The following is a 20,260-nucleotide window of genomic DNA, read 5'->3' on the forward strand; positions in this document are numbered from 1 at the left end:
CTCCTACCAGCTGGACTTGGTGACACCGGGCAGCTCGCCACGGTGGGCCATCTGACGCATCCGGATCCGGGAGAGCCCGAACACTCCGACGTAGCCACGGGGGCGACCGTCGGCGACGTCCCGGTTGCGGACACGGGTGGGGCTCGCGTCCCTGGGCAGGGCGTGCAGGGCCCGCATGGCCTCGGCGCGCTCGGTGGCTGTGCGGTGCGGGTCGACCGAGGCGGCCTTGAGCTCGCGTCGTCTCTCGGCGTAGCGGGCCACGACCTCCTTGCGGTGCTCGTTGCGGGCGATCTTGCTCTTCTTGGCCATCTCAGCGCTCCTCGCGGAAGTCGACGTGACGCCGGACCACCCAGTCGAACTTGCGCAGCACGAGGCGCTCGGGGGTGGTGCGGCGGTTCTTGGTGGTCACGTAGGAGGCCCCGGTCCCGGCGGTCGACCGGATCGTGATGATGGGGCGGAGGTCCTGTCGCCTGGCCGCCATCAGACCTTCTCCCCGCGCGCCAGGATCTCGGCCACGACGGCGTCGATGCCTCGTCGGTCGATGGTGCGGATGCCTCGCACGCTGACGTTCAGCCGCACGTGCCGCCCGAGGGATGGCACCCAGTAGCGCTTGCGCTGGATGTTGGGGTCGAACCGGCGCTTGGTCCGCACGTGGGAGTGCGAGATCGAGTGGCCGAAGCCGGGCGAGGTGCCGAGCACCTGGCAGACGGCTGCCATGGAGACCTCCTGGGCCGCGGGGGTGGGCCGCGGGCGGTCGTGGTTGACGGGACGACTCGCAATCTAGAGACTGAGAATCATTCTCGTCAAACGGGTACAGTGCCGTTCTCTGCTGTCCTGCCCCGCCCCCGACCCCTCCGAGGGAGAACCATGGCCCCGCGTCTGCCGCTCACCGTCCTGGCGACCATCGACCCCGTGCTCCGTGACTCCGCCGTCATGGGCCTGGTCACCGACACCCCCGCGACCGTGGTCCTGCGCCACGACATCCTCGAGGACGCGATGGGCGACGGCGTGATCCGCCGGGTGGTGATCGACGGGAGCGGGGTGGTCGAGGACGAGCGCGTCCCCCTCGAGCACGCCTGCCTGAGCTGCGCGGTGCGCGAGGACGCCGTGCCGACCCTGCGTCGTCTCGCGTCGGACGGCCGCTGGGACGCCCTGGCCCTGGCCCTGCCGGTCTCGGCCGAGTCCCTGCCGGTCACCCGCGCGCTGAGCGGGGCCACCAGCCGCGGCGGTGAGCTCCCGGGGGTCCGCCTGGCGTCGGTGCTCGCCGTGGTCGACGTCGAGACCGTCGTGGAGGACCTGCTCGGCGACGACCTCCTCGAGGAGCGTGACCTCGCCCTGACCGGTGACGACCGTCGCTCGGTCGGCGAGGCCCTGGCCGCCCAGCTCGCCCACGCCGACCTCGTCCTGACCACCGGGGACGTGGACCTGCACCCCCAGGGATCAGACCTCGTCGACCACACGCGGGCCCGAGACGGCCTGCGGCAGGACGGGCTGCACGACCTCGACGTCCGTGGCCTGCTGAGCACCCGGCACAGCAGCCGACGCGGCGAGGCACGTCTCGACCCCGTCCAGGCTGCTCCCAGCCGCAGCACCTCGGCCAGCGGGGTCTGGACCATCGAGCTGGAGGACGACCGCCCCGTCCACCCCGAACGGTTCGTCGACCACGTCGCCGCCCTCGGGTCGGGACGGCTGCGCTCGCGTGGGGTCTTCTGGGTGGCGGACCGCCCCGAGGCGGCCTGCGCCTGGGACGGTGCCGGCGGCCAGCTCAGCATCGGCACCCTGGGGCCGTGGGGACGCGGCCGCCCGGTGACCCGCCTGGTCGTGACCGGGACGGGGGACGAGGCACCTCGCCTGCGAGCGGCCTTCGAACGGGTGCTGCTCACCCCCGAGGAGATGCGGCGCGGACCCGAGGCCTGGGCTGCGCGCCACGACGCCCTCGAGCCCTGGCTCGGGGCTCGCGAGTCGCTCTGAGCCCGAGGCGCCGCGATGTCGGCGGCGTGGTGCACAGTGGCCGCATGGAGCACAGCTTCGAGGCACCGCTGTGGTTGTGGCAGGCGGGCCGGGGCGAAGGGTGGGCCTTCGTCAGCCTGCCTCCCGAGGTCGCTGACGAGGTGCTCGACGTCGCCGCCCCCGTCGCGCGCGGGTTCGGCTCGGTCCGGGTGCAGGTGCGCCTCGGGGCGACCGTGTGGCGGACCTCGCTGTTCCCGAGCAGCACCGAGGCCACGTACGTCCTGCCGGTCAAGAAGGCCGTCCGGTCGGCCGAGGGCCTGGCGGTCGGGGACTCGGTGCAGGTGAGCATCACGCTCGTCGACCTCTGAGGCCCGGGGCCGGCTCGGGGTGATCCCGACCCCTCGCAGCAGATAGCGTCCAGGGGACGATTCGCGCCCGGGTGCCGGGCAGTCCCGAGGAGCTCCTGTGACCGAGTCCACCAGTCAGCCGTCCAGCGCCGTGACCTCGACCGCCCTGCTCACCGAGGCCCAGGCCCTCGGGCCTGACCTCGCCGCCCTGCGCCACGACCTGCACCGCATCCCGGAGATCGGGCTCGACCTGCCGCTCACCCAGGCCCGCGTCCTCGACGCCCTCGAGGGGCTCGACCTCGAGGTCACCACCGGCACCGCCCTCAGCTCGGTGACCGCCGTGCTGCGTGGTGCGCACCCGGGGCCCGCCGTGCTCCTGCGCGGGGACATGGACGCCCTCCCCGTGACCGAGGAGTCGGGCGAGCCCTTCACCAGCGAGCACCACGGCGTGATGCACGCCTGCGGCCACGACCTCCACGTGGCCGGCCTCGTCGGGGCGGCCCGGCTGCTCGCGGCGCGGCGCGACGAGATCGCCGGCTCGGTGGTCTTCATGTTCCAGCCGGGTGAGGAGGGGGTCCACGGAGCCCGGTCCATGATCGAGGAGGGGGTCCTCGACGCTGCCGGCGAGCGCGTGGTCGCCGCCTACGGGGTGCACGTGGTCTCGGCGATGGTGCCCCTCGGCCTCGTGACGGGGCGGCCCGGGACCGCGATGGCGGCCGCCGACCAGATGTACGTGACGATCCACGGCCGCGGCGGCCACGGGTCGATGCCCCACCTCGCCGCCGACCCGGTCACGGTCGCCGCCGAGATCGTCCTGGCCATGCAGACGGCCGTGACCCGGCAGCTCGACGCCCATGACCCCGTGGTCGTCTCGGTCGGACGGATCCAGGCGGGCACCACCGACAACGTGATCCCGGCGACGGCTGAGCTCGCCGCGACGATCCGGACGTTCTCCCACGAGCACCACACCGCGGTGCCCGGGGTCCTCACCCGGCTGGTCGAGCACGTGGCTGCGGCCCACGGGCTCACGGCCGAGGTCGAGTACGTGCGGGGCTACCCGGTCACCGTGAACGACGCCGACGAGGTCGACCGTGCGGCCCGGGTCGCCGCCGCGATGCTCGGGCCCGAGCACTACGAGACCGCCCCCCGGCCCGTCTCCGGGGCCGAGGACTTCTCCTACGTGCTGCAGGAGGTGCCGGGGGCGTTCCTCTTCCTCGGGGCGACGCCGCCCGACGCGGACCCTGCGACCGCGCCGTACAACCACTCCGCGCGGGCCCGGTACGACGACAGCGCCCTGCCCGTCGCCGCAGCCCTGCTCGCCAGCCTCGCCCTCGACCGCCTCGAGCAGGGCTGACGGCAGGGCTGACGGCAGGGCTGACGGCAGGGCTCGGCCGCCCCGGGTGCTCGCGCCGAGAGGGCGGTCACCCCCGGACTCGCCGGCCGCCGTGGACCTGGCGGTACAGGAGGCCACCACCCACCACCACGACGGCGAGCACGCCGTACATGAGGCCGTAGCCCCCCGCGGTCACCAGCAGGCCCAGGAGCACCGGCCCCACGCCGGTGCCGAGGTCCAGCAGCAGGAAGTACGTCCCCACGGCCCGCCCCACCCGCACCGGCGGGCTGGCCGTGACCGCGATCGCCTGGCCGGCGGACATGAAGGTGCCGAACCCGGCCCCGGCCAGGGCGCCGGCCAGCAGGAGCATCGGGGCGTTCGCGGTGACGGTGAGCACCACCATCGCGGCCGCGAAGCAGGCGATCGCCGGGTACATCACGACGTCGTCCCCACGCGAGTCCTGGAGGCGGCCCGCGACGAGCCGTGCGGCGAGCACGACCACGGCGTAGACCAGGAAGAAGGCCGCCGCGGCCCCGCCCAGGTCGATGCTCTGCGCGAAGGAGGTGACGAAGGTCAGGATCCCCGAGAAGGCCGCCCCCAGGACGAGGGCCACCGAGGCGATCGGCAGGGCCGCCGGCTCGATCAGCCCGCCGAGCAGCGACCGCCGGGGCCCGGCTGCTCGGACCAACCGCTCCTGGGGGGCGCGCAGCGCGAGGGCGGCGAGCATCGCCAGCACCGAGGCGACGGCCGAGGCCGCGAAGAGGGCGGTGTAGCCCGGGCCGTCCACCAGGACGATCGCCAGCAGGGGCCCGAGGGCGGTCGCCAGCGTCGCGCTCATGCCGAAGTAGCCCGTCCCCTCGGCCCGCCGCGAGGGCGGGATGAGGGACTGCACCGTCGCCGACACCGCGGTGTGCGCCGCCCCGAAGGCCGCGCCGTGGACGAAGCGCACCACGAGCAGGAGGGTGAGGGTGCTCGCGGCGGGGTAGCTCAGCGAGGCGAGGACGAAGAGCACGAGCCCGGCGAGGAGCACCCGACGTCGGCCCAGCACGTCGGCGGCCGCGCCGGCCCAGGCCCGCGAGGCCAGCGCTCCGACGATGTACATCGACGAGGCCAGCCCCGCCTCGGCGTCCGCGGCGGCGAAGCGCTCGACGGCGTAGAGCGCCATCGTGGTCATCAGCAGGTAGAAGACCATCGAGAGGAAGAAGCCGACCGCCAGGGCCAGCACGAAGCTCCGCGACCACAGGCGCGCCGTCACGAGGCGGACCCGGCAGCTCCCCCGTCGGCGTGCTCAGGCCTGTCGGCGTGCTCAGGGGGCCACACCACGGCGAACCTCTCGAAGACCACCTCGAGGTCCTCGTGCCACTGCTCGCCCTGGGCCGCGCGGACCCGTCGCCAGAAGCGCCGGTGCTCGACGAGCCACGAGTCGCGGCAACGGCTCCCCCGCCTCGACGAACTCCACGACCAGCGAGGCGGTCGCGCGCCTGGGACCGTGCAGCACGAGCCCGAGCAGCTCGTCCGCCAGGCCCGCCGAGTCGCCGACGTGGTCGATGACCGGCTCCTCGGCCGGCAGCCCGGGCTGAGCGGCGCGGTACTCGTCCCACAGGCGGCGAGCCGCCGCCTCGTCGTGCCGGGCCACAGGCCTGCTGCGGAGGTCGGAGGTCACCGGAGGATCCTGCCAGAGGTCTGCCGGCAGCCCGTCAGGTGGCGGGCAGCGCCGGTTCGTCGCGCTGGGCCTGGAGCTCGGCGTTGACCACCCCGCCGACGAGGATCACGATCGCGCTGAGCCACAGCCACAGGATGCCGGCCAGGGCAGCACCGATGACCTGTGCGGCGACCCGGACGGCGGCGTCGGCCTGCCCGACGTCCGGGGCCCCGGGGCCCGCGACGTCGAGGTAGACCTGGAAGGCGACCGCCACACCCACGAGCCCGAGCATCCCGACGACGGCCCCCGGCAGGCAGCGTCGCCACGTGGTCACCACGTTCGGTCCCCAGCGGTACAGGAGGGTCAGGAAGGCGATGCAGACCAGACCGATCGCCGGCCAGCGCAGCACGGCCCACACGCCCGTGAAGACGTCCCCCCAGCCGAACCACTCTGCGAGCCGCTGGCCACCACCCAGCAGCGGTCCGACGACGAGCATGCCGAGGAGGGAGACGAGGGTCACCACCGCTCCGAGGGACATGCCCAGGCCCAGGCCCCACTGGCCGAGCAGCCCGCGGCGCTCCGGCACCCGGTAGGCGTCGTCCAGGGCACGGATCGCCGCGCGGAACATGCGGCTCGCGAGCCACAGGGCCACCACGATGCTGGTCACCGCCACACCGGTGCGCTCCTCGCGCAGCAGGCTGCGGACCAGCGGCGCGAGCACGTCGGTGGTGACCTGCTGGTCGAAGACTCGCGCGAGGCCGTCCACCAGCCCGTCCTCGATCTCGGTCACCTGCTCGTCACCGAGCACCCGCTCGAGGAAGCCGAGGGCCGCGCCGAGGGCCGTGAGCAGGGGCAGCAGCGAGATGATCGCGTAGTACGTCATCTCGGCCGCGAGTCCGGTCACCCTGACCTCGATCGAGCGACGCACCCCGCGGACGGCGACCAGGGCCAGGTTGTCCCGGCGGACCGTCACGGGGTGGCGCACGGCGAGGGCCTCGAGACGGTCGAGCACCCCCGAGCCCCGGGGCCCGGCCCGGAGCTTCACGCGGGCCCGTCCTCGGGCGCGACCGTGCTCAGCACCCGCTCGAACCACGCGACGTCGCGCCACCCGCCGTGCTTCCACCCGACCTCGTGGAAGGTGCCGACCTGCCGGAAGCCCAGGGCTCGGTGCAGGGCGACGCTCGCCGCGTTGGGCTGGGTCGCCCCCGCCACGGCGAGGTGGAAGCCCGACGCGGTCAGTCGTTCGAGCAGGGCCCCGTAGAGCGCGCGGCCCCGGCCCACCCCCCTCAGGTCACGGTCGAGGTAGACGCTGACCTCGCAGCTGAGCCGGTACGCGGGGCGCCCACGGAAGGCGGTGCCGTAGGCGTACCCCTGCACCGCGCCCTCCGCCTCGAGCACGAGCCAGGCATGCTCTGCCTGGGCCGCCGCGATCCGCGCCGTCATCTGCTCGACCGTGGGGGCCTCCGTCTCGAAGGTCACCGTGGTCCCCGTGACGTAGGGCGCGTAGATCCGGGCGCAGGCCTCGCCGTCGGCCGGTGACGCGTCCCGCACCGACCACGAAGCGCTCGCGTCTCCAGGCATGGGGCGACCCTACTGACCGGACCTGCTGACCGACCGGCTCAGCGCTTGAGCAGACCGCCGCCGACCCACGCCCGGATCGCGGCGACGTCCTCGGGCCGCAGCTCCATGCGCGCCCCGCGGCACAGCCCGACGACGTTGTCCGCCCAGGTCTCGGCGACCTTCGCCACGGCGGGTCGCGCCGCGAGGTCGAGCCCCGCGTACAGCACCCCCGAGATGACCGTGTTGACCGAGGCGCGGCCGATCGGCTCCCCCGCGGCCTGGCAGGCGTCCCGGACCCGGCGTGCCGTCTCGGGCCGGTCGAAGGGGGTCTGCTTGACGTCGTCGGCCAGGGCCGTGAGGAGCACGCGGTAGCGCTCGGGCGGCAGGTTGGGGATGTCGGTCACCTCGACGACCTGGCGCTGCAGCGGCGGCAGGTCCACGCCGGCAGCGGTGGGCAGGTCGGCCTCGCTGAACCGCTTGGGGTCCCACACGAACCCCGAGGACGCACCGAGCTCGGGCACCTCGCGGGCGAGCCACGGGAAGAACCCTCCGGCCCCGTCCCATCCCGAGGCGGCCAGGGCCGGGTCGGCCTTCTGCGCGGTCTGGGCGACGTGACCGCCGTTGAGCGGGCGGTCCGCCACGCGCACCGCCCGCAGGACGGCGCGCCGCGCGGGACCGTTGGTGGGGGTCGGGGCCGCAGCCGGGGCCTTGGCCCTGGTCTGGGCACCCGACCGCCCCGTTCCTGAGGAGCCCTTCGCCGGGGCGACCGGCTCCGGGGCGGGGGCCTCGATCTCGGTCGGGTCGGGCTGCTGGAGGAGCTCGGCGAGCTCGTCAGCCGTCACCACCTGGTCCGCCACGGCCCGGTAGGCGCTCGCCGCCGGACCCGCCGTGATGATGGTGACCCGGCGGTCCTCGGCCCGGCAGCGCAGGGCCAGGGGCGTGAAGTCGGCGTCGGCCGAGAGGATCACGAACTCGTCGTAGCGGGTCTGGGCGCTCAGGGCGTCCACCGCGTCCAGGACCAGGTTGATGTCGGCGCTGCTCTTGCCCTGCTGGGTCAGCGAGGGGCAGTCCACCACGCTGAAGCCCGCCCGCGTGAAGTTGGGTCGGAACTGCGAGAACGCCGAGGGGTTGAGGTAGCACGAGCGCACCAGGAAGCGTCGGGAGAACTCCCCGTCCGCGTCGCTGCCCGTCTCGAGGGCCGCGAGCCAGTGCGCGGGGGAGCTCGCGAAGGCCTCGGCCGCCTGCGGGTCGAGGCGCTGCAGCCCGATGTAGACGTTGTCGAAGTCGACGAACAGCGCGCAGCGCAGCCGTCGGCTGGTCTCGGTCGTGTCGATGGTGGTCACGGGCCCATCCTCCTCGCTGGGGCGGGGTCGTCCAGCCCGGGACGCGCCGCACGGGCCCGTCGTCCTGCGAGCGGCCGCGGACCGAGGTCCCACGCGCCCGGGCCGATCCTTGGTTACCTTCGGATGAACACCAGGAGGTGTCCTGATGAGCACTGACGAGGACGTCGTCGTCCCCCTCTCCGCCGAGGAGGCGTGGGACCTGCTGGGCCGGGCCGGGTTCGGGCGCCTGGCGTTCCACCTCGCGGGCGAGGTGCACATCGCCCCGGTCAACCACGTGCTGGACGGCAGTCGCATCGTGTTCAGCACCCGCGCGGGGAGCAAGCTCCTGGGCGTCGAGATGAATCATGACGTGGCCTTCGAGGTCGACGAGGTCGACCAGACCCACGCGCGCAGCGTGGTGGTGCGGGGGGTCGCCCACCACCTGCGGGACCGTGAGGCGGCCGCTGCCGAGGGGCTCGGCCTGCGGTCCTGGGTGCCGACCGAGAAGGACGAGTACGTCGCGATCGACGTGACCGAGATCTCCGGGCGGGCCTTCCGCCTCGAGCGTGGCCCCGGGGAGGGCGGCGTCCCCTGACCTAGGCTCGGGCCCATGGACTGCGAGGTGCTGGTCGTGGGGGCGGGCATGGCGGGCCTCGAGTGCGCCCGGACCCTGGCTCGGGCCGGGGTCGACGTCCGCGTGGTCGAGGCCGGGGACGCACCGGGCGGACGGGTCCGCAGCGACCGGGTCGACGGCTTCACGGTCGACCGGGGCTTCCAGCTCCTCAACCCTGCCTACCCGGCCGTCCGCGACCGGGTCGACCTCGCGGACCTCGACCTGAGGACCTTCCTGCCGGGGGTGCTGGTCCGCGACGACGCCGGCCTGCGGCTGCTCGCCGACCCGCGGCGGGCCCCCGGCCTGCTGCCCCGCACCCTGACGAGCGGCGTCCTGCGGCCGGCCGAGCTGGTTGCCCTGGCCCGCTGGGCCGCGCCAGCGATCGGTCCCGTCCGAGCCCTCCTCGCCCGGCCCGACGTCGCGCTCGCCGACTCCCTCGACGCCGCGAGGGCCCGTGGCCAGCTGCGTCACGGGGTCCTCGAGCCGTTCCTCGCCGGGGTGCTCGCCGAGGCGGACGGTACGACGTCGACGCGCCTGACCCGGCTGCTCGTCCGCGCCTTCCTGATGGGGACGCCGGGGGTGCCCGCGGCGGGCATGGGTGCCCTGCCGGCCCAGCTCGCCCGTGACCTCCCTGACCTCCGCCTCGGGACCGCCGTCGAGAGCCTCGGGCGGGTGCCGCACGGACGTCGCGCCCAGACCACGGCCGGCCCCGTGACGGCTCGGGCCGTCGTCGTCGCGACCGACCCGCCGACCGCCGAGCGTCTGACGGGCCTGCCTGCACCACCCATGAAGGGCCTGGTCACCCACTGGTATGCGACCGAGGAGGCGCCCGCGGTCGAGGCCGCGGTCGTCGTGGACTCCCGCCGACGTGGGCCCGTCGTCAACGCCGCGGTGATGAGCCTGGTCGCGCCGGAGTATGCCCCGCCGGGGCAGCACCTGGTCGAGGCCACCTGCCTGCTGGCCCCCGCAGCCCCGGACGAGCGCGCGGTGCGCGAGCACGCGGCCGAGATGCTCGGGGTCGACGGCTCGCGGTGGCGCGAGGTGGCACGGCACGTCATCCCGGGGGCGCTCCCCGCCCAGCCCCCGCCGCTCGTGGTGCGCCGCGAGGTGGCCCTGGGCGACGGCCTCTACGTGTGCGGGGACCACCGCGACACCGCCTCGCTCCAGGGAGCCATGGTCTCGGGGCGTCGCACCGCCCTCGAGGTGCGACGCTCGCTCGGCCGGTAGGGACGTCGTGCCTGGCCCCCGCCCGCGGCTGTGGGCTGCGTCACGACTGCTCAGCCCGGTGCTGAGGCGGCCGATGGGAAGGCGATGACCACCTCTCCCGCCCCGGGATGCCCCGCGACCACGACGTCGACCGACGACGTCCGGAGCGCGGCCGAGCTCGACCGTGTCCTCGCGCAGATCGAGGAGACCCGCGGCGTGCTGGTCGAGGGGTCCCTCGACGAGGTGGCCCAGATCGAGCGGCGGGCCGAGGATCTCGGCGACGTCGAGCTGCAGTGGCGGGCCCGGCTCGTCCGGGCCGACATCCTCGAGCGTCAGGGACAGCTCGACGAGGCAGCCAAGCTCCTGTGGCAGGCCAACGAGTTCGCCCTCAGCCACGGCCGCCGGCGCCTCCTGGCTCGCAGCCACTTCCTCCTCGCGCGCACCCACCGCGACCTGGGTGACATGCCCTCGTACCTCGAGCACACGGTCGACGCCGTCGAGAACCTCGCCGACGAGGACCCTGCGGCCCTGCGCGCTCTCTACGTCACCCGGCTCGCCGACGCCCTCGCGGAGTCCGGCTCCCTCGACGCCGCTCGGGTGCGCTACCGGCAAGCCGAGGACATCGCGGTGGACGCCGGGGACTCGACCCGCCGGGTGCTGACCCTCAACAACCTGGCCTACGTCGAGTACCTCAACGGCGAGCCCGAACGAGCCCAGGTCGCGATGGACCGGCTGCGCCGGATCTGCACCGAGGAGGGCATACCGCTCGACGCGCACACCCTGGACACGATCGCCTGCATCGAGCTGGCGCTGGGCCGCCATGCCGACGCCAAGCACTCGGCCCGCGCCTCGATCGAGGTGCACCGCTCGGTCGACGTCCCCGAGGTCAGCGGCCTGCCGGAGCTCCTGCTGACCTTGGCGGTCGCCCAGCGTCATCTCGGCGAGCACGCCGCCGCCCAGGAGAGCCTCGACGAGGCCCGGAGCCTGTGCGAGCAGCACGGACTCGCCTCGGCCCGCGTGCAGGTGGACGAGCAGCAGGCCGAGCTGTTCGCCGCGACCGGACGGTTCGAGGAGGCCTTCGAGGCGCACAAGGCCTTCCACCGGGCCGAGCGTGCCCTCATGTCGCAGCAGCGGGAGGCTCAGGCACGGGTGCGTCAGGCCATGTTCGAGACGAGCGAGGCCAGGCAGCAGGCGGACCAGTTCCGCGACCAGGCCCGGCGTGACCCGCTCACCGGCCTGTACAACCGCCGCTACGTCAACGAGTCCCTCCCGAGCCTGCTCGCTGGCGGTACCGGCGAGGACGTCCCGATCGTCGCGGCCCTGCTCGACCTGGACCACTTCAAGCGCGTCAACGACACCCGCTCGCACCAGACCGGGGACGAGGTCCTCGAGGTCGTGGCCCGGATCTTCTCGGCGACCGTCACCGAGCTGGTCTCGAGCAGCGCCTCGACCAACGCCTTCGCAGCGCGGATGGGCGGCGAGGAGTTCCTGGTGGTGCTGACCGGCCTGCCTCCCCGTGACGCGCAGGTCCACCTCGAGCGCCTGCGGCGCCGGGTCGCGGAGCACGACTGGGAGCCCTTGACCGGGGACCTGCCCGTCACGGTCAGCATCGGTGTCGCCGTCGCCGGGCGTGACACGCAGTCGACCTTGCTGCGCCGCGCCGACGACGCCCTCTACGAGGCCAAGCGCGCCGGTCGCAACACCGTGCGCCGGGCCGACTGAGACCGCCCGTCATGATCGGCACCGGCGACGCCGGAAGGCCACCCACGTCGGGCGACGACGTCATCTCCCGCGCGCAGGCCGGCTCGCCCGAGGCGTTCACGCAGATCTACCAGGAGCTCGCCGGTCCCGTCGCCGCCTACGTGCGCAGCAAGGGGGTGCCGGACCCGGCCGACGTGACGAGCGAGGTCTTCCTGGCGGTGTTCACCGGCATCCAGCGCTTCTCGGGGACCGAGGTGCAGCTGCGCTCCTGGGTGTTCACGATCGCCCACCGGCGCGTGATCGACACCTGGCGACGGCAGGGGCGCGGCGCGGGACTCTCCCCCTACGAGCCCGAGGAGGACACCCGGACCACGCCGAGCGCGGAGGACGGGGCCCTGGGGAACCTGGGCGAGGAGCGCGTGCACGCCCTCCTCGCGACCCTGACCGACGAGCAGCGCGAGGTCATGACGCTGCGCATCGTCGCCGACCTCACGGTCGAGCAGGTCGCCGAGGTCGTCGGGAGACGCACCGGCGCCGTCAAGGCCCTGCAGCGTCGGGCCCTGGCCAGCCTGCGCCGGGCCCTCGAGGCGGAGGGCGTACCCCTGTGAGCCCCCGCAACGATGACCGTGGTGTGAGCAGAGCAGACCTGGACCGCCTCCTGCGCGGCGAACCCGTGCCGGAGGAGCCTGCGCTCACCGCGTTCGTCCTGGCCCTCAAGGCCACGGCGAGCACCCCACCGCCGCCGCCGAGCGCGGCCCTCGAGCAGGTGCTGCGCGCAGGACTGCCGGTGCGCCTGGGCGAGCACGTCCCCATGGGCGAGCACGTCCCCATGGGCGAGCACGTCCCCATGGGCGAGCACGTCCCCATGGGCGAGCACGTCCCCATGGGCGAGCACGTCCCCCTGAGCGAGCGGCTCACGGTGGCGACGCGTACCCGGGCGCGCCGGGCGGTCCAGGCTGCCGCCGGGATCGGTCTGGCCGCGAAGATCACGCTCGGTGCCGGGGTGGCCATGGCCTCCGTGACCGGTGCCGCGACGATCGACGCAGTGCCCGACGCGATCCAGGCACCGGCCCGCAGCGCGGTCTCGGGTGTCGTGGAGCTGGTGACCGGCACGCCGCTCGATCCGCTGCCCGGGGACGCGGAGGACGCCTCGACCCCGGGCACCGGGGGCACCGGAGGCACCGACCAGTCGACGCCGGCGCCGACCTCCGGCAGTGACAACGGCCGCGCGACGCGTTCGCAGGAGACCACGGCCCCGGAACACGACGAGCCCACGCAGGACCAGACCACCGAGCGAGGCACCCAGGGCGGCAACGCCCCCGCCGCGCCTCCCGGGGCGACCACGTCCGAGGAGGCGAAGGCCGGCGAGGGCCAGCCCGCGACCCGCGGTCGGTCCGAGGAGGCCAAGCCGCCTCAGGCCAAGGACCCGGGGAAGCCCGCAGCACCTGGCGGCCCGGCCCCCGGCACACCCGCGACGCCCGGCAAGCCCGCCCCTGGCACCCCCGCGACGCCCGGCAAGCCCGCCCCTGGCACCCCCGCCACGCCCGGCAAGCCCGCCCCCGGCACCCCCGCCACGCCCGGCAAGCCCGCCCCCGGCACCCCCGCCACACCCGACAAGCCCGCCCCCGGCACCCCCGCCACGCCGAGCAAGCCTGCGTCCCCGGGCACCGCCGGCCCCTCGAACGGCACGGACGGGCCGGCCGAGCAGGGAGCCTCCCAGGGCAAGGGTCCCGGCAACCGACCCTGAGGGCTCCGCGACCGCGCGAGAAACTCGTCGATCGCAGCCCGTACCCCTGGGCCGGCCCACCGCGATGACCTCAGTGAGAGCGGCACCCACGCCGTGGACGACCGGACCGCGCCGCTGGCGCGGCGCAGACCGAGGAGGACAGATGAGCGTCAGCATCCTCACGGCGGTCCTGGCCGGGATCGCCGGTCTCGACTCCCCCAGCTCGTCCACCGAGGGCCGGACCGTGACCCACGGGTCCGGCAGCGTGACCGATCCGCAGCGGAGCCGCTGAGCCCCCGAGGCCCAGCCCCGCCACACACTCCCCGGCCGGCGTCGACCCCCTGCACGCCGGCCGGGGGCCACGGTCCCCCGGCCGGCCGGGGAACTTCTCATCGGCGCACACCTCGGCGGGGCGGCTCGGTGGCCGGGTCCTCGGGCCAGGCGTGCTTGGGGTACCGGCCCCGCAGCTCGGCCCGGACCTGCGGGTAGCCCGTCCGCCAGAAGGACTCCAGGTCGGCCGTCACGGCTGCGGGCCGCCCGGCGGGTGAGAGCAGGTGGAGCAGCAACGGCACCCGCCCGCCCGCGAGGGCCGGTGCGCGGCCCCACCCGAAGACCTCCTGGACGCGCACGGCCAGGACCGGCTGCTCGGCGTCGTAGTCGACACGGACCATGGACCCGCTGGGCACCTCGACCCGCTCGGGGGCGAGCTCGTCGAGGCGGGCGGCCTCGGGCCAGGGCAGCAGCCGTCGCAGGGCGGCCAGGACGTCGATCCGCCCCAGGTCCCGAACCCCGCGCACCCTGGCCAGCTCGGGGCCCAGCCACCGGTCGAGCCCCTCGAGCAGGGCCTCGTCGCTCACCTCGGGCCACGGGGCACCCAGGACGCGGTGGCAGAAGGCCACCCGGGAGCGCAGGGCCCGGGACCCCGCGCTCCAGGGCAGCAGGGAGAGCCCCTCGCGCGCGAGCCCGTCCCGCACCGCACCGCTCACCAGGGCAGGGTCGGGGTCCTGCCACCGCTCGGAGCTGAGCTCGATGGCGCCGAGCCAGTGCGATCGTCGCGCGACGACCTGACCGTCGACCCACGCGACCCCGTGCTCCTCACGCAGCAGGCTCGGTGCGGCCCCGACGGCCAGGTCGAGGTCGAGCGGGGCCGCGGCGCGCACCGTCGCGTCCGAGCGGCCGGGCGGCCGGTCGGCCTCGGCGACCGCGAGCCACGGGACGCCGCTCAGGGCACCGTGCTCGCCGCGCAGCACGGCCCCCGTGCCCGAGGTCATGAGGTAGGTGGTCCCGCCCGGACGCCGTCGCGCGATCCGGTCGGGGTGGGCCAGGGCGACGACCAGCCCGACGGCGAGGTCGTCCGGGAGGTCCGTCCCCGCCCCGCGCCTCGCAGCCGACCCGTCCTGGGCGGGTCCGTCCTGGGCTGCCCTGTCCCGGGCGGCCTGCTCCAGCCGACGGACCTGCGCAGCCCAGGAGGCGCTCTCGGCCGAGCCTCGTCGCAGGGCACGCAGCGCCGCGACCAGGTCGCCCCCGGGGGCGCGCAGGTCCTCGGCCAGCAGGCCGACGATCTCGGCCGCCCGCCGCACCCCGAGGTGCGGGACGGCGTCGAGGAGGGCGCGGGCCAGGCGCGGATCCACCCCGACCCGCGCGATCGCCCTGCCCCGCGCGGTGACCCCGCCGTCGTCGGCCACCGCGCCGAGCTCGCCCAGGGTGCGCTGCGCGACGGCGAGCGCAGCCGGCGGCGGTGGGTCGAGCAGTGCGAGGTCGGACCCGTCCGGGCTCCCCCAGCAGGCGAGCTCGAGGGCGAAGGCGGTGAGGTCTGCCGTCGCGATCTCGGGGTCGGGGTGCGCGGCCAGTCGCGCGTGGTCCACCTCGGACCAGCAGCGGTAGACCGCTCCGGGCCCCTCGCGTCCTGCCCGGCCCGCCCGCTGGGTCGCCCCGGCCCGGCTCACGCTCACCGTGGCGAGGCCGGCCAGGCCACGGCGGTGGTCGGTGCGGGGCACGCGAGCCAGTCCGGCATCGACCACCACCCGCACCCCGGGCACGGTGAGAGAGGACTCCGCGACCGCCGTCGAGACCACCACACGCCGTCGTGGGCCGAGGACCAGGGCGAGGTCCTGCTCGCGGTGGCTGAGCCTCCCGTGCAGGGGGCGCACGTCGGCCTCGACCCCGCCCAGCCGTCGGCCGACCCCGGTCACCTCCCCCGCGCCGGGGAGGAAGACCAGGACATCCCCCTCCTGCTCGGCGAGGGCCCGACGCACCGTGGACGCCACGTGGTCGAGGAAGCCCGGGGTGACGCCCCGGTCGTCGAGCCGGCCGATCTGGCGGGGCGGCGGGGCCCAGACCTCCGCGACCGGGTGCAGGGCGCCGGGGACCCCGACCACCGGGACGGTGACGCCCGGGACGGCGCCGGCGAGAAGGGCAGCGGTGCGCTCGGCCTCGATGGTCGCCGACATCGCGACCAGGACGAGGTCCTCGCGCAGGTGGGCCCGCACGTCGACCGCCAGGGCGAGGGTGAGGTCGGCATCCAGGTGACGTTCGTGCACCTCGTCGAGCACCACCGCTCCCACTCCGGGGAGCTCCGCGTCGCGCTGGAGCCGGCGCAGGAGCACGCCCGTGGTGACCATCTCGACACGGGTGCTCGCGCTGGTCCTGCTCTCGCCCCGCACCGTGCAGCCCACCGTGCGCCCCACGGGCTCGCCCAGCAGGTGGGCCAGGCGCGCCGCCGCGGCGCGGGCAGCCAGACGGCGTGGCTGGGTCACCACGACCCGCCCCTGGACCACGGCCGCGACGGTGGGCGGCACCAGGGTCGTCTTGCCCGTGCCGGGCGGGGCGTGCACCACGACCGTCCCCGAGGCACCGAGGGCGTCGCGCAGCGCGGCCAACCCGCCGACCACGGGGAGGTCGGGCGGGTCCGCGAGCAGCCGGGAGATCGGGTCGGGCACCCCCGCAGTCTGCCGGGTGCGGGCGCGGCAGCCCGCGCCGCCGCCCGGGAGGCGCCCCGACGACAACCCGGGGACGGCCCCGGCCCATCACCCCTAACCTCGCAGGGTGACCTCGTCGACGACGCTGCCCGGCCCGCAGACAGCCGTCCTGGAGGACCGGGACCCACGCTGCCGCGAGCTCGAGGAGCGCGGGTGGGTCCAGGTCGCCGAGTCCTGGGGAGCCCGCCTGGACCTGGACGAGCCCCCCGACCTCACGCGGCAGCAGGCCGCCGTCGAGGCGGCACGGGCCGCAGGTCTGACCCTGCGTGAGCTCGACCCGGCCGACACCGCGGCCCTGTGCGCCCTCGAGGCCTCGACCAGCGCGGACTACCCGGCCGGCCCCGCGACGCCCCGTCCCGACTGGAGCCCTGAGGCGGTCGAGGCGCTCTGGGCCGCGGGAGGCCGGGCCTTCGGCGTCTTCGACGGGACCGAGCTCGTGGGCGCGACGGTGATCGAGCCACCCGAGCCGGCCCGGCTGACCGACGACGCCGACCCGAGCACCCGCCCGGCCGTGGCCACCCCCCGCACGACCGTCGAGACCAGCACGACCTCGGTCCGGGCGAGCCATCGCCGGCGCGGCCTCGGGGCTGCGGTCAAGGCCCTCTCGGTCGTGGCCCTCGCGGCGGAGGGCGTGCGCACCTTCCGCACCGGCGGGGCCGGGAACAACGCCGCGAGCCTGGGGACCAACCGCGCGGTGGGGTACCTGGTCACGGAGCGCTGGCTCACCTACCGCGAGCCCACCGACCCCCAGCGGCCGGCGTCCCGCTCAGGAGGTGACGTCCGCGGTGGTGAACCGGCTCCAGGCCAAGGAGGCGAAGATCGCGACCCATGCCCCCTGCACCGCGAGCCCCTCCCCGAGCACGCCCCAGTCGACCTCGAGTCGCAGGAACTCGGCGAAGTCGAGCCAGTGGTGGGTGAGCAGACCCGGGTGGATCGCCGCGAGCTGGGGCAGGGTGTCGAGCACGGCCGAGACGATCGCGACCACGACCGTCGCGGCCATGGCCCCCACCGGCACCTCGGTCAGGGTCGAGAAGAACAGGCCGACGGCGACCAGGCCGGTCAAGGACAGCCCCACGTAGACGGCGACCCCGGCGATCCGCAGCACCCCCTCGCCGAGCGGCACGGTGCTGCCCGACAGCAGCGTCACGTCGTCGAGCCCGAACAGGACTGCCCCGGAGAGCAGGGCCATCAGGGCGATGGCCGCCACCGCCGCCCCCGCGAAGGCCAGGGCCGCGACGGCCTTGACGACGAGCACCCGCGTGCGTGAGACGGGCACCGCCAGGAGGTAGCGCAGCGTCCCGGCCTGGGCCTCCCCCGCGATCGCGTCCCCCGAGGCGATGCCGATGGTCAGCGGGAGCAGGAACGGCAGGCACATCACGAGGGAGGAGACCACCAGGAACAGCCCGTTGCCCGTGACCCGGCCGACGAACCCCGGCCCCTGCCCCGCGAGCGCGGAGTCCTGGGTGACGAACAGGACGATCCCCAGGAGCAGCGGCACGGTCGCGAGCCCGACGAGCAACGTGATGTTGCGCCGTCGACCGAAGACCAGGCTCAGCTCGCTGCGCAGCAGCCGCGACCCACCCTCAGCGCGCGACATCGAAGCCCTCCCCGGTGAGTGTGACGAAGAGCTGCTCTAGGCTGGGCCGGCGGGCCTCGAGGCCCACGACGGGCACCCCGGCTCCGACCAGCGCGGCGGTGGCGGTCTCGGGGGCCACAGACCCCAGGGATGCGGTCACCTCAGGGCCGTCGACGACCGGAGCCCCCAGGCCGAGGGCCGTGAGGACCTCGGTCGCCGTCCCGACGTGGTCGACGGCGGTCCGCACCACCAGGGTGGGTTCCCCCCGCTCGGTCAGGGCGAGCCGCTCGTCCTGCACGAGGAGCTTGCCCTGGCTCATGATCCCGATGTGCGAGCACACCTGGTCGATCTCGGCCAGGAGGTGCGAGGAGACCAGCACCGTGGTGCCGGCGTCGGCCAGCTCACGGATCAGGTGCCGCACCTCGCGGGTGCCCTGCGGGTCGAGGCCGTTGGTGGGCTCGTCGAGCACGAGGAGGTCGCGGGGGCGCAGCAGGGCCGCAGCCAGCCCCAGTCGCTGCTTCATCCCCAGGGAGTACTGCCGGAACGGCTTGGCCGCCGCTGCTGCGAGCCCGACGCGCTCGAGAGCCGCGTCGCTGCGTCGCCGCGTGGTGCGAGGGTCGGCCGTCGCGTCGGCCGCGTCGAGCCGGGCCAGGTTGGCCCGACCGGTCAGGTACGGGTGGAAGGCGGGGCCCTCGACGAGCACCCCGACCCGGGGCAGCACCGACCCGCCGCCCTCGGGCATCGGCTCCTCGAGGAGCCAGGCCCGCCCGGCCGTCGGGCGCACCAGCCCGAGAAGCATGCGGATCGTCGTCGTCTTGCCCGAGCCGTTGGGCCCCAGGAACCCGTACACCGAGCCGCGGGGCACCTCGAGCTCGATCCCGTCGACCGCCACCTGCCCCGAGCGGAAGCGCTTGGTCAGCCCAGCGCTCCGCACCGCGGGTGGGGTCACGCCATGCCGCGCAGCGTCTCAGCGGGTACCGCGCCGACCAGGACCCGGCCGTCCTCGGTGACGAGCAGGCTCAGCAGGCTCGAGCTCAGCAGGCGGCCCTCGGGGACCTCGGTGGTCAGCTGCTCGTAGAGGGCCGCACCGTCGAGGCTGAGACCGGGGTGGCCACCCTCGCCGTCCTCGGGGAGGAACTCGCCGATGAGCTCCTGGGCGCTCTCCGAGCCCAGGGTGCGCTCGCTGCCCGGCACGCTCGCCAGGGCTGCCGGGTCACCGGCGACCAGGGCGGCGACGTCGAGCCCGGTCAGGGTCGTGACGCTCTCCCAGCCCTCGCCCGCAACGGTGACGCCCTCGGGCAGCTCACCCTTCGCGGCGCCCTCGGTCCTCTCCATCTCGGTGACCTCGGGCAGCGGGACCACGACCTCCTCGACCGTGGCGCTCGCCGGGGCCGTGAACTCGAGCACGGCGTCCTCCGGGGCGGCAAAGGTCACGTCGGTGAAGCCGACGTCCAGCGCGGGGGTGGCCTCGTCCTGCGTGCTCCAGACCTGGACCCGCAGGGGGGTCGAGGTCTCGGCGTCGACCGCCACGACGACCCGGGCCACCAGGGTCTCGGTCGAGCGCGGGGTCACGACGAGCTGGTAGGCGTCGCGGCCGGCCACGGTCGTCTGGGCGTCGAGGGACACGGTCGAGTGCTCCTCGGCCCGGTCGAGCACCAGGCGTGCGGCCTCCTCGGGGGTCGGCAGCTCGCCGGCGACCTCGGGGCTGGGCCCTGCGCGCAGCTGGTCGGCGAGGGCCTCGTAGCGTGCCTCGTCCTCGGCGCTCAGGGCGTAGTGGACGACGGCGTCCTCCTCGCTCGAGTACGTCCAGGCCTCAGGACCGTCGCGCACCACCGAGTACTCCGAGGCCGGGCCGAGCAGGGCGGCCCGCGAGCGCTCCTCGCCGTCGGTCCACACCCGGATGGTCGAGCTGCCGGCCAGCAGGGCGATCGGGTCCGCGCCGGCGATCTCGGCGAAGGGGATCTCGGGGAGCCCGAGACGCGCGGTGTAGACCGCGGTGCCGGTGAGGGCCATGGGCTCGGCCTCGGCGACCTCGGCGAGCAGCTCGAGGGGGGTCACCTCGGGGAGGCTCGCGTCCCCGGCCGCAGCGAGCAGGGGCGGGGCGACGAAGGCGCCGGCCACGGCGGTCGCGACGACCGCGGGCACGGCCCAGCGCCGCCGGGCCGACGGGGTCGCCAGGGCCGTGGCGGACGCCGGGGCGACCGGCGACGAGGGCGGCGGGGTCGCAGGGCTGCTGGGCTGGGTCTCGGTCATGGGACCACTGTGCCCCGTCCTGCCTGAGAGGGCGCTGAGAGGGTGCGCTCGGC

The 20,260-nt window shown here is 75.1% G+C and carries 22 protein-coding genes; 9 read left to right on the forward strand and 13 right to left on the reverse strand.

Annotation, left to right across the window (positions count from 1 at the left end):
• Positions 1 to 3 precede the first annotated feature (3 nt).
• From rpsN to rpmB, 3 genes are read right to left on the reverse strand one after another with little or no spacing between them, the layout of a single operon-like run.
• A complete protein-coding gene (gene rpsN / locus J4G33_RS08340; protein WP_208055471.1) occupies positions 4 to 309 on the reverse strand; it encodes a 30S ribosomal protein S14 in 306 nt (101 codons plus the stop codon).
• 1 nt (position 310) lies between these two features.
• Positions 311 to 481: a 50S ribosomal protein L33 gene (rpmG, locus tag J4G33_RS08345; protein ID WP_208055472.1), complete on the reverse strand. Its 171-nt coding sequence runs from the start codon at positions 479 to 481 to the stop codon at positions 311 to 313.
• A complete protein-coding gene (gene rpmB / locus J4G33_RS08350; protein WP_208055473.1) occupies positions 481 to 717 on the reverse strand; it encodes a 50S ribosomal protein L28 in 237 nt (78 codons plus the stop codon). The genes rpmG and rpmB overlap by 1 nt, the downstream gene beginning before the upstream one ends.
• A 150-nt stretch (positions 718 to 867) precedes the next feature.
• On the opposite strand from rpmB, the gene J4G33_RS08355 reads away from it, so the two are divergent.
• From J4G33_RS08355 to J4G33_RS08365, 3 genes are all read left to right on the forward strand, one after another.
• Positions 868 to 1,971, forward strand: a complete 1,104-nt coding sequence (locus J4G33_RS08355) for a CobW family GTP-binding protein (RefSeq protein ID WP_208055474.1) — start codon at positions 868 to 870, stop codon at positions 1,969 to 1,971.
• Between the two features lie 44 nt (positions 1,972 to 2,015).
• Positions 2,016 to 2,318 (forward strand): DUF1905 domain-containing protein, encoded by a 303-nt coding sequence (locus tag J4G33_RS08360; protein WP_208055475.1) that lies wholly within the window; start codon positions 2,016 to 2,018, stop codon positions 2,316 to 2,318.
• 97 nt (positions 2,319 to 2,415) lie between these two features.
• Positions 2,416 to 3,651, forward strand: coding sequence for a M20 metallopeptidase family protein (locus J4G33_RS08365; protein WP_307793809.1), 1,236 nt, complete (start codon positions 2,416 to 2,418; stop codon positions 3,649 to 3,651).
• A 67-nt stretch (positions 3,652 to 3,718) separates the two neighbouring features.
• Here the strand turns inward: J4G33_RS08365 and J4G33_RS08370 are convergent, their stop codons facing one another.
• Genes J4G33_RS08370 through J4G33_RS08390 form a run of 5 tightly spaced genes read right to left on the reverse strand, consistent with a single transcriptional unit; the run spans position 3,719 to position 8,175 of the window.
• Positions 3,719 to 4,885: an MFS transporter gene (locus tag J4G33_RS08370; protein ID WP_307793810.1), complete on the reverse strand. Its 1,167-nt coding sequence runs from the start codon at positions 4,883 to 4,885 to the stop codon at positions 3,719 to 3,721.
• 51 nt (positions 4,886 to 4,936) lie between these two features.
• Complete coding sequence (locus J4G33_RS08375; protein WP_307793811.1) at positions 4,937 to 5,293, reverse strand: hypothetical protein; 357 nt, start codon at positions 5,291 to 5,293, stop codon at positions 4,937 to 4,939.
• Between the two features lie 34 nt (positions 5,294 to 5,327).
• The gene (locus J4G33_RS08380; protein ID WP_208055476.1) at positions 5,328 to 6,317 is read right to left on the reverse strand and encodes a YihY/virulence factor BrkB family protein; all 990 of its coding nucleotides are present in this window, start codon (positions 6,315 to 6,317) and stop codon (positions 5,328 to 5,330) included.
• A complete protein-coding gene (locus J4G33_RS08385) occupies positions 6,314 to 6,853 on the reverse strand; it encodes a GNAT family N-acetyltransferase (RefSeq protein WP_208055477.1) in 540 nt (179 codons plus the stop codon). The genes J4G33_RS08380 and J4G33_RS08385 overlap by 4 nt, the downstream gene beginning before the upstream one ends.
• A 38-nt stretch (positions 6,854 to 6,891) precedes the next feature.
• A complete protein-coding gene (locus J4G33_RS08390; RefSeq protein ID WP_208055478.1) occupies positions 6,892 to 8,175 on the reverse strand; it encodes an NYN domain-containing protein in 1,284 nt (427 codons plus the stop codon).
• A gap of 145 nt (positions 8,176 to 8,320) precedes the next feature.
• On the opposite strand from J4G33_RS08390, the gene J4G33_RS08395 reads away from it, so the two are divergent.
• From J4G33_RS08395 to J4G33_RS17450, 6 genes are all read left to right on the forward strand, one after another.
• Positions 8,321 to 8,749 (forward strand): pyridoxamine 5'-phosphate oxidase family protein, encoded by a 429-nt coding sequence (locus J4G33_RS08395; protein WP_208055479.1) that lies wholly within the window; start codon positions 8,321 to 8,323, stop codon positions 8,747 to 8,749.
• Between the two features lie 15 nt (positions 8,750 to 8,764).
• Positions 8,765 to 9,994 (forward strand): NAD(P)/FAD-dependent oxidoreductase, encoded by a 1,230-nt coding sequence (locus J4G33_RS08400; RefSeq protein WP_208055480.1) that lies wholly within the window; start codon positions 8,765 to 8,767, stop codon positions 9,992 to 9,994.
• An 84-nt stretch (positions 9,995 to 10,078) separates the two neighbouring features.
• Positions 10,079 to 11,695, forward strand: a complete 1,617-nt coding sequence (locus J4G33_RS08405) for a tetratricopeptide repeat-containing diguanylate cyclase (protein ID WP_208055481.1) — start codon at positions 10,079 to 10,081, stop codon at positions 11,693 to 11,695.
• An 11-nt stretch (positions 11,696 to 11,706) separates the two neighbouring features.
• Positions 11,707 to 12,282 (forward strand): RNA polymerase sigma factor, encoded by a 576-nt coding sequence (locus J4G33_RS08410; RefSeq protein ID WP_208055482.1) that lies wholly within the window; start codon positions 11,707 to 11,709, stop codon positions 12,280 to 12,282.
• 23 nt (positions 12,283 to 12,305) lie between these two features.
• Complete coding sequence (locus J4G33_RS08415; protein WP_208055483.1) at positions 12,306 to 13,421, forward strand: hypothetical protein; 1,116 nt, start codon at positions 12,306 to 12,308, stop codon at positions 13,419 to 13,421.
• A gap of 142 nt (positions 13,422 to 13,563) precedes the next feature.
• Positions 13,564 to 13,692 (forward strand): hypothetical protein, encoded by a 129-nt coding sequence (locus tag J4G33_RS17450; RefSeq protein WP_256436086.1) that lies wholly within the window; start codon positions 13,564 to 13,566, stop codon positions 13,690 to 13,692.
• A 97-nt stretch (positions 13,693 to 13,789) separates the two neighbouring features.
• Here J4G33_RS17450 and hrpB read toward each other — a convergent pair whose 3' ends face one another.
• From hrpB to J4G33_RS08440, 5 genes are all read right to left on the reverse strand, one after another.
• Positions 13,790 to 16,339: an ATP-dependent helicase HrpB gene (gene hrpB / locus J4G33_RS08420; RefSeq protein ID WP_208055484.1), complete on the reverse strand. Its 2,550-nt coding sequence runs from the start codon at positions 16,337 to 16,339 to the stop codon at positions 13,790 to 13,792.
• A gap of 366 nt (positions 16,340 to 16,705) precedes the next feature.
• Positions 16,706 to 17,089: a hypothetical protein gene (locus J4G33_RS08425; RefSeq protein WP_208055485.1), complete on the reverse strand. Its 384-nt coding sequence runs from the start codon at positions 17,087 to 17,089 to the stop codon at positions 16,706 to 16,708.
• A 55-nt stretch (positions 17,090 to 17,144) separates the two neighbouring features.
• On the reverse strand, positions 17,145 to 17,975 hold the full coding sequence (locus J4G33_RS08430; RefSeq protein WP_208055486.1) for an ABC transporter permease: 831 nt from the start codon (positions 17,973 to 17,975) through the stop codon (positions 17,145 to 17,147).
• Positions 17,962 to 18,903 (reverse strand): ABC transporter ATP-binding protein, encoded by a 942-nt coding sequence (locus J4G33_RS08435; RefSeq protein WP_208055487.1) that lies wholly within the window; start codon positions 18,901 to 18,903, stop codon positions 17,962 to 17,964. Before J4G33_RS08435 ends, J4G33_RS08430 begins: the two co-directional genes overlap by 14 nt.
• Positions 18,900 to 20,207: a hypothetical protein gene (locus J4G33_RS08440; protein ID WP_208055488.1), complete on the reverse strand. Its 1,308-nt coding sequence runs from the start codon at positions 20,205 to 20,207 to the stop codon at positions 18,900 to 18,902. The genes J4G33_RS08435 and J4G33_RS08440 overlap by 4 nt, the downstream gene beginning before the upstream one ends.
• Positions 20,208 to 20,260: the final 53 nt, after the last annotated feature.

This window comes from Actinotalea soli (assembly GCF_017565425.1).
GTDB lineage: Bacteria > Actinomycetota > Actinomycetes > Actinomycetales > Cellulomonadaceae > Actinotalea > Actinotalea soli.

Excerpts from the sequence above, each read along its gene's own strand:
- rpsN (WP_208055471.1), bottom strand. The coding sequence starts at position 309 with ATGGCCAAGAAGAGCAAGATCGCCCGCAACGAGCACCGCAAGGAGGTC.
- rpmG (WP_208055472.1), bottom strand. The coding sequence starts at position 481 with ATGGCGGCCAGGCGACAGGACCTCCGCCCCATCATCACGATCCGGTCG.
- rpmB (WP_208055473.1), bottom strand. The coding sequence starts at position 717 with ATGGCAGCCGTCTGCCAGGTGCTCGGCACCTCGCCCGGCTTCGGCCAC.
- J4G33_RS08355 (WP_208055474.1), top strand. The coding sequence starts at position 868 with ATGGCCCCGCGTCTGCCGCTCACCGTCCTGGCGACCATCGACCCCGTG.
- J4G33_RS08360 (WP_208055475.1), top strand. The coding sequence starts at position 2,016 with ATGGAGCACAGCTTCGAGGCACCGCTGTGGTTGTGGCAGGCGGGCCGG.
- J4G33_RS08385 (WP_208055477.1), bottom strand. The coding sequence starts at position 6,853 with ATGCCTGGAGACGCGAGCGCTTCGTGGTCGGTGCGGGACGCGTCACCG.
- J4G33_RS08395 (WP_208055479.1), top strand. The coding sequence starts at position 8,321 with ATGAGCACTGACGAGGACGTCGTCGTCCCCCTCTCCGCCGAGGAGGCG.
- J4G33_RS08400 (WP_208055480.1), top strand. The coding sequence starts at position 8,765 with ATGGACTGCGAGGTGCTGGTCGTGGGGGCGGGCATGGCGGGCCTCGAG.
- J4G33_RS08405 (WP_208055481.1), top strand. The coding sequence starts at position 10,079 with ATGACCACCTCTCCCGCCCCGGGATGCCCCGCGACCACGACGTCGACC.
- J4G33_RS08410 (WP_208055482.1), top strand. The coding sequence starts at position 11,707 with ATGATCGGCACCGGCGACGCCGGAAGGCCACCCACGTCGGGCGACGAC.
- J4G33_RS17450 (WP_256436086.1), top strand. The coding sequence starts at position 13,564 with ATGAGCGTCAGCATCCTCACGGCGGTCCTGGCCGGGATCGCCGGTCTC.
- J4G33_RS08430 (WP_208055486.1), bottom strand. The coding sequence starts at position 17,975 with ATGTCGCGCGCTGAGGGTGGGTCGCGGCTGCTGCGCAGCGAGCTGAGC.
- J4G33_RS08440 (WP_208055488.1), bottom strand. The coding sequence starts at position 20,207 with ATGACCGAGACCCAGCCCAGCAGCCCTGCGACCCCGCCGCCCTCGTCG.